At 52.6% G+C, this 13,536-nt stretch carries 14 protein-coding genes; 12 read left to right on the top strand and 2 right to left on the bottom strand.

Annotated features, from left to right (window positions below):
• Positions 1-2 precede the first annotated feature (2 nt).
• Together PLIM_RS05075 and PLIM_RS05070 are read right to left on the bottom strand one after the other, a co-directional pair.
• Positions 3-620, bottom strand: a complete 618-nt coding sequence (locus PLIM_RS05075; protein WP_041401158.1) for an RNA polymerase sigma factor — start codon at positions 618-620, stop codon at positions 3-5.
• Between the two features lie 727 nt (positions 621-1,347).
• On the bottom strand, positions 1,348-1,791 hold the full coding sequence (locus PLIM_RS05070; RefSeq protein WP_013109259.1) for a hypothetical protein: 444 nt from the start codon (positions 1,789-1,791) through the stop codon (positions 1,348-1,350).
• 846 nt (positions 1,792-2,637) lie between these two features.
• On the opposite strand from PLIM_RS05070, the gene PLIM_RS05065 reads away from it, so the two are divergent.
• The 12 genes from PLIM_RS05065 (at position 2,638) to PLIM_RS05000 (ending at position 13,477) form a co-directional block, all read left to right on the top strand.
• Positions 2,638-3,942 carry an outer membrane protein assembly factor BamB family protein gene (locus tag PLIM_RS05065; RefSeq protein ID WP_041401155.1) on the top strand — a complete coding sequence of 435 codons (1,305 nt, stop codon included), beginning with the start codon at positions 2,638-2,640 and terminating at the stop codon, positions 3,940-3,942.
• A 47-nt stretch (positions 3,943-3,989) separates the two neighbouring features.
• Complete coding sequence (gene uvrB / locus PLIM_RS05060; protein WP_013109256.1) at positions 3,990-6,113, top strand: excinuclease ABC subunit UvrB; 2,124 nt, start codon at positions 3,990-3,992, stop codon at positions 6,111-6,113.
• 155 nt (positions 6,114-6,268) lie between these two features.
• A complete protein-coding gene (locus PLIM_RS05055; RefSeq protein WP_013109255.1) occupies positions 6,269-6,709 on the top strand; it encodes a hypothetical protein in 441 nt (146 codons plus the stop codon).
• A 300-nt stretch (positions 6,710-7,009) separates the two neighbouring features.
• Positions 7,010-7,357: a hypothetical protein gene (locus PLIM_RS05050; protein WP_013109253.1), complete on the top strand. Its 348-nt coding sequence runs from the start codon at positions 7,010-7,012 to the stop codon at positions 7,355-7,357.
• A 468-nt stretch (positions 7,358-7,825) separates the two neighbouring features.
• Positions 7,826-8,344, top strand: coding sequence for a hypothetical protein (locus PLIM_RS05045; protein ID WP_013109252.1), 519 nt, complete (start codon positions 7,826-7,828; stop codon positions 8,342-8,344).
• Positions 8,345-8,869: 525 nt separating this feature from the next.
• The gene (locus tag PLIM_RS05035; RefSeq protein ID WP_230849401.1) at positions 8,870-9,436 is read left to right on the top strand and encodes a hypothetical protein; all 567 of its coding nucleotides are present in this window, start codon (positions 8,870-8,872) and stop codon (positions 9,434-9,436) included.
• A gap of 102 nt (positions 9,437-9,538) precedes the next feature.
• Positions 9,539-10,006: a hypothetical protein gene (locus PLIM_RS05030; RefSeq protein ID WP_013109249.1), complete on the top strand. Its 468-nt coding sequence runs from the start codon at positions 9,539-9,541 to the stop codon at positions 10,004-10,006.
• A gap of 219 nt (positions 10,007-10,225) precedes the next feature.
• Positions 10,226-10,606: a hypothetical protein gene (locus PLIM_RS05025; protein WP_041401153.1), complete on the top strand. Its 381-nt coding sequence runs from the start codon at positions 10,226-10,228 to the stop codon at positions 10,604-10,606.
• A gap of 661 nt (positions 10,607-11,267) precedes the next feature.
• A complete protein-coding gene (locus PLIM_RS05015; RefSeq protein ID WP_013109246.1) occupies positions 11,268-11,672 on the top strand; it encodes an SMI1/KNR4 family protein in 405 nt (134 codons plus the stop codon).
• 143 nt (positions 11,673-11,815) lie between these two features.
• The gene (locus tag PLIM_RS05010) at positions 11,816-12,193 is read left to right on the top strand and encodes a hypothetical protein (protein ID WP_013109245.1); all 378 of its coding nucleotides are present in this window, start codon (positions 11,816-11,818) and stop codon (positions 12,191-12,193) included.
• Positions 12,194-12,305: 112 nt separating this feature from the next.
• Positions 12,306-12,959: a suppressor of fused domain protein gene (locus tag PLIM_RS05005; RefSeq protein ID WP_013109244.1), complete on the top strand. Its 654-nt coding sequence runs from the start codon at positions 12,306-12,308 to the stop codon at positions 12,957-12,959.
• Between the two features lie 98 nt (positions 12,960-13,057).
• Complete coding sequence (locus PLIM_RS05000; protein WP_081440211.1) at positions 13,058-13,477, top strand: SMI1/KNR4 family protein; 420 nt, start codon at positions 13,058-13,060, stop codon at positions 13,475-13,477.
• The last annotated feature ends 59 nt before the right edge of the window (positions 13,478-13,536 follow it).

Raw genomic sequence — 13,536 nt, 5'->3', positions numbered from 1 at the left:
GACTACTGATCCTCTTCATCGATCAACCGCTGAACCTGCTCTTTGAGACGGGCAAGCACGCGACTTTTGGCAACATAGACAGCACCACTGGACATTCCCAACCGCTCACCCACATCCGTCGCGGATTCTCCGTTGACGGCTGTCCCCCAGAAGGCTTCCCAGGTGTTGGGTTGGAACTCTCCTTTGATGCGTTCAATCGCAATGCCAGCCAGCCTGCGGCGATATTCGTCTTCCCAGGACTCTTCGAGGCTGTTGTCGTCGGAAGGGGTGGCTTGCAGCAACTCGTGGGCTGCTGTGTCACCAGCCGCCCGCGGCTTGTTTTTCCGCGAAGAGAGCAGGTTGAAAATCTTGTTCCTGGCAATAGTAAATAGCCACCCTCGGAAGCTTCCTTTCGCGCTATCGTAGTCGAGACGACCGATTGCGTTAGAAACTGACCTGAGCGTGTCCTGCATCACATCGGCGGCGTCAGCATCCTGAAGTCCACGTCCGCGAGCAAAGCGATAGATGACAGGGCCGTACAGTTCTGCAAACTGCTGCCATGCCGAGTGGTCTGCCGTATCCCTCAGGCGGAGCAGCAGGCTGACTCGTGTAATCGGTGAATTCTGAAGCACCCGGTCCATCCTTCAGAGATGTCGGCAAGTTCGACTCAGATCGAGTCGCCACCGCCAGTGCTCGAAATTCTATGTGTTTTCGGGGCAAGAATCGATGCTTCTCTCTGAGAAAGCAGACAGCTTGCGAGAAATTTAGGGATGATTAAAAGCGATAAATGCTGTTGACAGTTGGCCTGAATGACCCACTACAGGACGCCCGACGAACTCAGATCGAGCCGGTATGGGCGTGAATGTTGCCTGTGAATCCGTGGAATATGGCTGTCCATGTGCTCGGAAATTGTGAGTCTCTGAAAACATGCTTCATGGCAGTTGAGAAAGTTCGCCAGGGACAATCGAAGTCTAATGTCCTGGGGGCAAACGAGGACGTTTGACCCCAGCCACCCAGCCGCAGGTGCGGTGATTGTCTCGGCGTGGCATAAGGTGAAGAGTGTGCTGCGATGAAGCCGCTTGTTGATCGCACGCTCCATAAGTGCGAGTTCCCCTCATCCCGGCCTTCTCCCGTCGGAACGGGAGAAGGAGTCAAGAACCCCAGCCACCCAGCCGCGAAGGGCATGAAGTGCATGACGGGTGGAGAAAGCTGAGACGTGTTGGGCGGGCTCGTGGGTGCCTGTCTTTCTGGATTGAGTCCAAAGGGTGCGGTAAACCTAATCGGCAGGCGGGAGTCTGCCCTACTAGGCTGGAAACACAGTTTTGACCTCGAAACACTGTTCCGAGAATAAGCGATCCGAATGGTGTCTTAGTGTGCCGTCAGAGCGGAAGGATCCATCGACAATCCAGCCTGAGCACTGATCCCCACGGCACTTGTCCCCACAGCAGTTGTCACCGACGATGTGACTCGTGGCTCTGTATGGACGGGACGGGTGAGCATCGCTTCCGTATTGGCCGATGGCGCTACAGCCTGATTTGCTGCTGTGGAGGGCAAGACCGCCTGAGTCTTACTGGCAGTGTTCGCCTTAACGGCAGCGTTCGTATCGAGCCAGACCACAGCAGAGATTAATCCGACAGCGGCCAGAAACAGCACGATGGTCTGCTGGACTCTCCGCGTCCTGGCTTGCTGGATCTGGTCAACCACTTCCCTGCGCGCCACCTGTTCCAGCTTGATGGCGGCCTGCCAGGTGTCGGTACGGTTATTGAGCCAATCGGGTTGTGAGGAAATTTGCGGTGCGGCAGGAGGGGTCATCTGGCAATCCATTTCTATCTTCTATGCCAACCTGTTCGAGCAGCAGGCCGACGAATGTATGTATTCATCTTGATCCGTTAAGCCGTGTTCCATGCAGCGAAGTTCTGAGCTGGCTGCCTGAATGATAGTCGGCTGCATCAACCCAGATCGGACGTGGCCCAGAATTCTCCATGACTTGGAAAAGTCGAGCTTTTCAGAGATATCGAGCTTTCTTGGGTGTCGGGCTTTCGGGATTGCCAGCCAGGCAGAAATCTGTCCGCCCGTAGCAAGTTCCCGTCAGCCGTCGTTCTGAACACTGCGAGTGAAACCTCTGACCCGCAGATTCAGGAAAAGTTCAGTTCATCTGGTCCATTCGCACTGTTTTTGATCTTGCCCATCAGGTTTTGATGTTGCCCATCAGGGCGATTGTGACCAGCGATTCATCATTCTCAGTAGCCATCAACCTGGTGTTGGTTATCAAAAATCCCGGCATGACCATTGATTCTCAGGTTCACCACAGGTCACTCAGGTCAATTCAGTTCCACGACAATGCTTGTTAAGGGCTACTCGCTGAAGCGGAAAACCTTACAACAAGTCGTTCCATGTGCTGAATTTCCATCAAGCGAAAGTCCGCTTTTGCTGTATGTTCTGGCAGATTGGCTCTGATTTGCTGACAATACGTTTTCCCTCGCGAAGCAGATGAATCTTTCCGGGAGAAAAAATGACTGTTGCCGGGCGCACTGCGTCACCTTAGATTTCGAGAGATCCACGCTCGCCCAAAATTGCTGGTCTCCTTCAGGAAAACCTGACCTTTTCATTTCCCTGCTCCTCCTCATTTCCCTGCTTAAAGGTTCTTTGGTGATAAACATGAATTTGTGGAAAGCTTTTGTACCCCACCTTTGGTTACTGACAATTTGTGGCCTGGGGCTCTTCGCATCGACACCTGTTGATGCTGAAGATCGTGGCATTGCTGACTTTCCTAAGCTGAGTCCCAAAACTGACTGGCCATGGTGGCGCGGGCCGAGCCGGAATGGCTACGCTCAGCCGGATGCTCAACCTCCCACAGAGTTCAGTGCCAGCAATCATGTGAAGTGGAAAGCACAGGTTCCCGGCCGCGGACATGGCTCCCCTATCGTCGTGGGATCCAAAGTCTTTTTGCCGACGGCTGACGAAGCGGCACAGATTCACTCTGTCATTGCGTTTGATCGAAACACGGGGAAAAAGCTCTGGGAAACTGAGGTCAATCGCGGGGCTTTCCCGGAGAACAATCATCCCAAAAACACCGAGGCTTCACCCACGATTGCCTGCGATGGTGAGCGACTTTTCATCTCCTTTTATCATCACGATCAAGTCGAATTGATCGCGTTGACACTCGACGGCAAAGTGAGCTGGCGGAAGTTTGCTGGTCGCTTTAAGCCCATGCGTTTCGAGTATGGCTATGCACCTTCACCTTTGCTCTACCAGAATTCGGTGATCGTCTCGGCTGAATGGGAAGGGGAGAGCTTTATTGCAGCCTTCGATCGCCAGACCGGCAAACCATTATGGAAAACACCACGCGCCGGCATGTTGACCTTTTCATCGCCCGTGATTGCCCATGTCGCGGGGAAAGATCAACTTCTCATCAGCGGCCAGGAGAAAATCTCTGCTTATAACCCCACCACCGGGAAACTCCTCTGGTCCACTCCCGGAACCACCATGGCCACCTGCGGCACCATGATCTGGGAAGATGATATCGTCGTCGCCAGCGGCGGTTATCCCAAAGCTGAGACCATTGCCGTCAAGGCTGACGGAAGTGGCAAAGTGCTCTGGAAGAACAACCAGAAATGCTACGAACAATCGATGATTCTCATTGATGGCTACGTTTACGCACTCACTGATAACGGTGTGATGTTCTGCTGGAATGCCGAGACTGGAAAAGAGATGTGGAAGCAGCGCTTAACAGGGCCCGTGAGTGCCTCGCCGGTCTATGCCGGTGGTTATATCTACTGGGCGAATGAACTGGGGACGATGTACGTCTTTAAGCCGAATCCACAGAAGTATGAAGAAGTGGCCCGCAATACGCTGGGAAACAGCACCTTTGCCAGCCCGGCGGTCGTCGGGAAAGAACTCTTTCTGCGCGTCGGCGAAGAATCGGGCGGCAGTCGGCAGGAGTGGCTCTACTGCCTGGAATAGATTGAGAATCGTAGGATGGGTGATCGCTCAGTCGGGGAAAAGTAGCTATGCCACAGTTTCAGATAGATTCCCGTTTTCGTCCCGCAGGGGATCAACCCAAAGCGATTGAAGCGCTCGTCAAAGGCCTGAAGAACGATCGAAAGAATCAGACACTGCTGGGGGTCACCGGTTCGGGGAAGACATTCACCATGGCGAATGTCATCGAGCAGCTTCAACGGCCGGCACTTGTGTTGTCTCACAACAAGACGCTGGCGGCACAGCTTTATGCCGAGTTTAAAGAATTCTTCCCGCATAACGCCGTCACTTATTTTGTGAGCTACTACGACTACTATCAGCCGGAGGCTTATATCCCTCAGCGGGATATTTATATCGAAAAAGACTCGTCGATTAACGAAGAAATCGACAGGCTTCGTCTGCTCGCGACGAGTGCTCTGGTGAGCCGGCGGGATGTGATTGTGGTGGCTTCTGTCAGTTGTATTTACGGGCTGGGTTCTCCCAAAGATTATCTCGAAATGATGATCCCTCTGCGTAAGGGGGAATCCATTGATCGAGACGAACTGCTCCGCAAACTTTGCGATATCCAGTACACCCGGAATGACCATGCACCCGAACGGGCCAACTTTCGTGTGCGGGGCGATGTGATCGACGTTTGGCCCGCTTACGAGGAATTTGCCTATCGCATTGAGCTGTGGGGAGATGAGATCGACAAACTCTCCATCATTCACCCGGTAACGAGTGATGAAGTGCGCTCGTTGGAAGAGATCTATATTTATCCGGCTAAGCACTATGTCCTCCCGGAAGATCGTGTCGCGAGTGCTGTGGCCGAGATCGAAAAGGAATTAGCCGAACAACTCGAAAAGTTCAAAAAAGAAGGCAAACTTCTCGAAGCTCAACGGCTCAATGCCCGCACCCGGCACGACCTGGAACTTTTGCGCGAAGTTGGCTTCTGCCCCGGGATCGAAAACTATAGCCGAGCCCTTTCTGGCAGGCCGCCTGGTGAACCACCCTATACGCTACTCGACTTCTTTCCTAATGATTTCCTCACGTTTATTGATGAATCGCATGTAACAATTCCGCAGATTCGTGCGATGTTCAATGGCGATCATGCGCGGAAAACGACACTGGTCGAACACGGCTTCCGCTTGCCCATGGCTTTGGATAACAGGCCTCTCAAATTTGATGAATGGGAGACTCGCCGTAAGCAGGCCATTTTTGTATCGGCCACCCCTTCCGACTGGGAATTAGAACAGTCGCAAGGTGAGATTGTCGAGCAGGTGATCCGTCCCACCGGACTGGTCGATCCGGTCATCCATATTCATCCTTCGCGCGGGCAGGTACAGCACTTGATGGGGCTGATTAAAGGACGTGCCGAGAAAGACGAGCGCGTGCTGGTCACCGCCCTCACCAAGAAACTCTGCGAAGATCTGACCGCTTATCTCCGCGAAGAAGGTTTACGCTGCGCCTGGCTGCATAGCGAACTCGATGCGTTCGAGCGTGTCGAAATCATTCGCGAACTGCGCGAGGGGAAATACGATACGCTCGTGGGTGTGAACCTGTTGCGAGAAGGTCTTGATATTCCTGAAGTTTCGCTGGTTGCAATTCTCGATGCCGATAAAGAAGGCTTCCTGCGTAGCGAAACCAGTCTCATTCAAACGATTGGCCGCTCTGCACGAAACGTTAATGCAGAGGTCTATCTGTATGCCGATTCGGTCACGAACAGCATGCAGCTGGCGATTGATGAAACCAACCGCCGCCGTGAACTCCAGGTGGCGTATAACAAAAAGCACGGCATCACGCCCGAAACCATCCGCAAATCGATCCGGCGAGGGATTGAAGAGGATGCCGAGGCAAACAAGATTGTGCAGCAGGCCAGTGGCAAGTCAAGCGAGGTCGAGTACGTCACACTGGAATACATTTCAGAGCTTGAAGCGGAAATGCTCAAGGCGGCGGAAAGTCTCGACTTTGAACGGGCTGCTCAACTACGTGACCGGATTCTGCAACTCAAGAAGCAGGTGGGCCAGGCGATTCAGGCGGATGAAGACCTGACGACCCAGCGCGATCGGGAACCGAAGAATCGAGGCCGGCGTAAAAGTCGAGGTGCCGCCGCCCGCGGAGAAGAAAAGCCCGCCCAGCGCGGGAGAGTTCCGAAGCCGAAGAAGTTTGGGAGTTAGGTGTTATCGACTGGTTTATTTATTTAATGCTGGTGGGTTGCGCAGACTTAACCCACCCTACATGGCTAAATGGCTTTTTCGATTGATGTGCAGCTTGCAAATGGTATTTTCAGAGCGTTTGATCCAGAGAGTCACAAGTCAGGTATCTCTCGCATATGTCCAGTTGCATCTCCTACCAAGACCAGTTCTTCTACGTCTCCAATCAGCGGTTTCATTCGCTGATTGAGTTTGGATTGCAGGTCGCGGAGAAAACGGCAGATTCAGATGGTGAGAGACCTTTCATCGCTGGACTTCGGGAGAGGAGCGTCGCGTTCTTTCCGGGTTATGAGTTCGCGATTGAGCGGGAGTTTCCCACGCGAGATGAGCGCAAGTTTTGGGCGAGGGTTTTCTTCGACTTGGCCTATCTTATTTTCAAGCGAGAGATTGGGAATCAGGATACCACTTTCTGGCAGTATTCAGCAGTGGGAGATGCATACTTGCTTGGCCGGATGATTACCCGCTCGGTGCAGGAAGAAGAGCTGGCTTGGCATCCCAAGACTTTGGCCTCAGTCGAGGCTGATATGTTTTATCAGAAAGGTGTTAATGTGAGATTGTAAGTGCCACTCACAGATTGCTGAGCCGCATCTTTCTGCTGCGGAGGTAAAAATGGCAGGTTGGCCCAGGGGAGGAAAAGGGGGCAGGACTCGTTTGTGCTGACCGCTGCGATTGGTGTCAGGCTGGAGGTGACGGACGCACGTCGGGTCGCGATTGTGAAGATTGCGGCAACGTCTGGTGGCCAAGTGCGGTGTAGCATGAAGTTATAATCAGCGGTTCGTCGCAAGTCGTTTCGCAGTTTGACAAATCAATATCTACCGCACTTCGGCGGTCGAATTCCTGTTCTGCCGACTGGCAATACAATGGAAATTACGGACATCTGGTTCAGATCGACATGCTCGCTGGAGGAGATTGCCGATATCCTCGGTCTTGCCGACGTTTCGTTCGATGCTGAGGATTACTGGGAATGGGCGATTGGCACCCTGGTCGTTGAGAGAATTCAATTAGACATTACACGGACGCATACAGCGCCCCCAGGTTTGACTGAAACCCGGATATTCCGATTGGACTTGGAGTCGTTCACCGACGATCACATCAAGAAGATCAGCCTTACCCTATTGCCGATTGCGATCACAGGAGTAGTTTGGGGAGAATGGAGACATAAGCAAGGCAACGACTTCCAAATGATCGAAAGTGGAAGAAGCCCGTAGCAGACAAATCGGCAAACAATCGGGGGGTGGCCCAGACGTGGCTTTGCACGTCTGGGTGAGGATAGGCACAAGAAATCGTTTAGACAACGAAGAGTCCTGGCCTCTTTGAATTTTTGATCCCTTTGAATTTTCGGCGTTGATCTCTTTAGAGTGCCCGTCGCTTACGCTTCCGGCTCGTTGGTGGGGGATACGGGGTTAGGACTCGTTTGTGCTAACCGCTGCGATTGGTGTCAGGCAGGAGGTGACGGACGCACGTCGGGTCGCGATTGTGAAGAATGCGGCATAGTATGGTAGCCAAATGCGGTATAGCATGGGACTGTGTGAGACGATCTGTCGTAGATCTTTGGAGAATCTGGCACATTAAAATTGACAAGTCCACGCCACACCGCAAAACTACAGCAATTTTCTACCGTACTTTGGCGGTCGAATACCTGTTACCCGACCAAATCCTTTTCTGACTCCATTGGCATGGCACTCGTCTTCACTGTTTCTGCACCGACGACTGTATTTACGGAACCGCATGGCACTCTCGTTGCGGACACATTGCGCGCTCACTTCGGTGACGCGATCGATTACGACTCCACTGACGAACGTTACTCCTACGAATTGGGCTGGTCCGGATGGTCCACGCTTCAACAACGAGCGGCGGATGCGTGCGGTGCCGAAGCCATTCCGCACTTCTTGTCGATGGAAGCATGGAGTGGCGTTTATGTCCCGATCGAGACTGAAACAGGAACGTTTGAATTCCCGGGCGATGCGACAAATTTGGACATCGGCTGCCTGTCAAATCTAATTGCCGAACTTGAACTAATCGGTAACGCCCTAAATCTTCCGACGGATGACGATTCGCTAGATAAACTGTACCATCACTATGCTGACGATGATGATCTAATCGACGACGACATGGAGATCCAAACTTTTACCCAACTGCTTCCACTTGCTCGCTACGCACTTAAGAAACGACTGCCATTATGGGTGGTGAAGTAGCGGGTAACAATCGCGTGCACCGGAGTACGCGAATCGGGCGGTTTTGAAATTGACAGTTTTTCGCGCGTACCCGGTGACGCGTGACGTTCGCCAACAAGCACAACTCGTTCGGTAACATGAATCCTTACGATCCACCACTGGCCAGCACAGCAAGCGTTGAGCGTTCCGGCATCGACACTGCCTCCGCTCCTCAGCGGATAGTGTTTGTTGTGATTACAGCGATGAAAGCCGTTTGCTTCGGTGCGTTCGTATTCTTCGGACTACTTCAGATTCTGGGTGTATTTGTAAACTGGCCAAATGTAGTTCCGATTCTTGTTGGATCCGCGTTCGTCCTGACGGGGCTTCACGCGATTCGAAAACGATTGCTCCACGGTTCGTTTACGGCGTGGCCACTGTCATCGACTGCGTACTTCGTTGGCGGATTACTCGGCATTGCGGCAGCCGCATGTGCCAAGGCGGGTTGGATTTGATAACCTTAAGTCACACAGGACGTTGTGGCAAACCATCGCATGCAACGGAGCGGCGGTGGAGACGATTTTACAAATGGAAGCTTTACTCCCGCCGCCCGCTGATGCGGGACGTTATCGCTATCAAACCGACGGATCGACACGATCAATGGTGACTCATACGGACAAATGCACTGACTGTGGCGCAGCTGCATCCATTGCATTTGGGCAATCCGTTGCTGGTGCCAGTCTTGTATGGTTTAAATCAACGCGGTGCGCGAGCTGCGGAATGGCAATTGAAGCCGACGACTATGGACTGCCACCGAACGAGATTCGCGACGAGATCATGGAATCCTCAGGAAGATGGGGATTGCAAATCACTGTCGAAGGCCCAAAACGACTTCAAGCCTGCAAGATTCTTCATTGCGATTTGAACACGACCATGGAAGAGGTCGCTCCTATGAAAAACCGCATGCCCGGCGTCGTGTATACTGGAACAAGAACAGAGATGGAATGGTTGCACGGCCGATTGACTCAATTCGGAATTGAGTCGAACGTAGTGCAACAACCGGACGATGCAAATGCCCAATCAATCGACATTGCCTGTTTGAAATCCATCGCATTCGAAGATCGAAAATTGCGATAACAATGGGTTGCAACGGAGTACTCGATCAGCCGTTTTCGCAATGGCGACTCAACCACTCGTGCCCGCTGAACCCCAACGTTATCGGAAACAGGAAAGGACGAGATGCAGCGCCCGCCTTATGGAATCACGGGGTTCTATTACTATCTCGACCCGCCGCCACCATCTACTGACGAATCAGCATTCCTTAATCACTGTTATGCATTCGCCAGAAAACTAGCTGCAAAAATTGTTCGGGTCGATCGCAGAGTTGGGACGGCGGAGAAGAACTTCACCAGTGTGACATTCGAGACCAATAGTGATGGGTTCGCGATTCTTTTCAACGCTCACTATCCAATGCTCGCATTTGCGGAACCGATGTGTGTTGGCGAGGTGATTGCCAAATTCATTGATCGTCCTGAATACGCCATTTACTGGAATGAGATTGGTGGCTATGCGATACTTAGCCATTCTGACTTGACAATTCCTCCTCACAAAATGGAGCTTGTTGACATGTCGGATTCAGAATACGATCAGATTCTTGTGCACAATCCAAGCACGTCCGGAGAGATCATCTTCAACTTCTGGGATTGACGAACAGTCCGATAACAAAACCATGCACCGAATTGGCCGATCGGCGGCGCTCGACTATAGAACCTTTTTCGGCGGCCACTCGGTGATGGTTGCCGTTCGTCCTCCGAAGGGAGCAACCATTTGGCTGTGCATTAGTACCGATTCGGGCTGCTTCCTTGCGGTCTACTGATCGCCAAGTACGGCACGCTGCCCCAATCCTCGATTGCTGAGGATTTTGATTTGGCATGGCAGCAACAACCCGGCTGTGACGTGGCGCCGATTGTTGACGCCATTTCACATCAGTATCATTCATGGTCGAACGAGATCCTGATGTGGGGATCGGAAAACGGGAACCGCATCCATTTTGTCTACGAGACCGCAAGAATCGTGGAAGTATCGTGCAGGATTGCCCTTCCGACGGAATACAAAGAATTTGCAAACGGTGTGACAAAGTTGGCCTGTCACTTTGATTGGCTGCTGGTGCTCACGAACGATATTCTTGCTGAACCCAAATTAGATTTGCTGCTTGCTGCTGTTCGCAATTCGAATGCGGCGAAGTTTACCGCTAACCCGATTGAGTTGTTCGATGGACTTTCGTCCGGAAAGTATCATCCTGAATAGCAGACAAGGACGAACCAAAAAATGCACCTGAGTTGCCGATCGGGCGTTTCCTGAAGTCAAAGTCTCTTAGCGGCAACCGAGTGATTTTAGCCGTTCGGCAACCAGAGGTCTTCACGGCGATGAGCATTTACGGCTACTTAAACTGCCACGACTGCCGACAGTCGCTGTTCCTTGGTAAGGCGCTCCATTGCAACTACCGTCCGTTTGCTTTCCATATTGGCGGGCCCGAAGAACCTGCTCACTGGGCGCGGCAGCAACTCAACCAAGTGCTTTCGAAGTTCTTGGCAGACCACAGCGGGCACCGGATTGACGTGCGTCTAGAGCACGAGATGACCGAGGATATGTTCGGATACCAGGACATCGGTGGGCATACCGACGACGGGTCAGAAAAAGAGGCAGGACTCGTTTGTGCTAACCGCTGCGATTGGTGTCAGGCTGGAGGTGACGGACGCACGTCGGGTCGCGATTGTGAAGAGTGCGGCCTACTATGGAGGCCAAGTGCGGAGTCGCATGGAGTTGTCATCAGCGGTTCGTCGCAACTATTTTCGCAGTTTGACAAATCAATTTCGACACGTCCATACTACGCCGCCGAAGTGCGGTAAAATTCTACCGCACTTCGGCGGTCGAATACCTGTTCTGTCACTGGAAACCTATCACTGCAATGCCGTTCCCTGTTGACGAAAAATGGATCAGGCAGACCGAGCAGAAACTCGGTGTGCGATTTCCGGCGTCATTCGTGACGGCGATGGTACAAAAGAATGGTGGCACTGTTCGAACTCGGATCGACCACTTTGAGTTATTCCCGATTCTTGACGAGTCCGATCGCAAACTCATCCAACGAACATGCAGTAGCATTGACCGAGAAACAACCACCGCGAGAAAAGACTGGTATGCATTTCCGACAGACGCCGTGGCGATTGGCGCAAACGGTGGCGGTGATTTGCTGGTGCTGATACCAATGTCGGAGCATCCCGACACGCTACAGCATTCGGTATACTGGTGGGATCACGAAACGGGCGAAATCGAACTGATCGCCGACGACTTTGGCGATCTCCCCAAAACGTGACAGAACAAAAAAATGCACGCGAGTTGCGGATCGCGCGTTTCCTGATGGTAAGTCACTTGGCCGCAACCGCGTGATTTTAGCCGTTACTTGCAAATACTGCCCGGGCGGCTGTCGTCTTGCGGAACCAACAAGGGACATTCACAATGCCTTCGCCGCAAACCTACATGGCGATAGCCAGCTTCAGCCTGTGGCTGGTGGCTGTCTGCGGGTGCACCCGAAACCCAGATGTTGACGGCTGGACGACCCATTCACTGACGCAAGCCCAGGAGGAACGACAAGACGAACTCCTGAACGAGATTCGTTGGCTCATCAGTGCAAAAGATGATCTCGCAGGCAGACCTTCCGCAGACTACGCAGAATTGTTGTCGCTGGCTGACAGGACGAAGACTGATGGCGACAAAAAGATTCACGCTTATAATGTTTTGGCTGGCGGAGGTGGTGACCACAAGCCGTGTGAGGCAAAAATCATTGTGTCTGACGGCAAAATACTGCAGGCAGGCTGGCCCTACGGCGAATACTGAACGCACAAAACGCAAGTAACAAAAAGATGCAGCCGAGTTGCCGATGGGCTGCGCACACATTGGAACGTCAGTCGCGGCAACCGGCTGATCTTGGTCGTTATCCGTCACGTCTATGGACCTTAAAGAATACAAGCGACGTTTCGCCGAAGACTCATCGCCCGGTTGGGATTCGTTGAATGCCAGCCTGCGCGACGAGTATGGTGACCTCGAACCCAAGCACTGGGGGACCATCATAAGCCACCGTCTTGGTGGTCCTGATCCACTTGACGGTATCAGCGCCTATCCGTGTGAAGATGGGGGCATTGACCACTTGCACTTTGTGACGTTCGGATATTCCTCGCTGTACTACGATGAAGAATCAGTGGGTGGTGATTTCAGCAAGTTCGGATTCGAAATGACTTTTCGATTGGCGAGCTCGCTCCCGCCAAGGGAAGAACCAATCTGGGTCTGCAACTTATTGCAGAATCTTGCTCGGTACGTATTTGAATCTGGCAAATGGTTTGACAACTACCACTGGATTCCTGCCAACGGTCCAATTCGCGCTGACCATGAAACTGACATTGTGGGCCTCGCATTCGTGCATGACACAAAGCTTCAGGCGGCAGAAACTCCGCACGGTCACGTAGACTTCATTCAAGCCTTCGGCATCACGCAGTCGGAGCTCGACAGCCTGATGAACAAGTCCACAACTTGCGAAGAGATCATTGAACTGCATCGCAAATCGAATCCACTGCTGGTCACTGATCTTGCGCGAAAAGACGGATAAAAATGCGGTGAACGGGAGCCGGCGATGACGCGAGATTTGAAATCATAGTTTTTTGGCGGCGGCCCCGTTACCGCTGTCGTTCTGCCACTAAGCCACCAATGCCCTTGATTCCAACCCAAACTGAGATTGACGATTTCCTTGCGGCATGTCCAAAGACAATGCCGCAATCGTTCGTTGATTTTCACTGTCAACACGGGGCCGTAAAAATGGATATCGAGTCAATTGGCTCTGGTTTGGTGTGCATGTGGCCGTTGCGTGACGTTTTGCAATTCAGCCGAGAATACGGATTTGATGAATTCGCGCCCGGACTGCTCGGCTTCGGCACTGATGGATGTGGCGAACTATATGCAATTGATGTTCGTGAAAACGGAACTGGTGCTGTCGGTGACATTCCCGCAACGTCGCTTCAATGGGAGGACTTTCGAGAACTGTCCCCATCATTCGATGCCTTCTCGGCCAGACTCATGGCCGGTACACCGATCATCGAACCTGATGACATGGACGCGAACCATCACTAAAATGTGGCAGAACCATGGCATGCACACGAAGCACTCGATCGGCCGTTTTGACTTGCGCT

The organism is Planctopirus limnophila DSM 3776 (genome assembly GCF_000092105.1).
GTDB lineage: Bacteria > Planctomycetota > Planctomycetia > Planctomycetales > Planctomycetaceae > Planctopirus > Planctopirus limnophila.
Note: the sequence above shows the minus strand (reverse complement) of the source record. Positions and strands in the feature narration are given on the sequence as shown.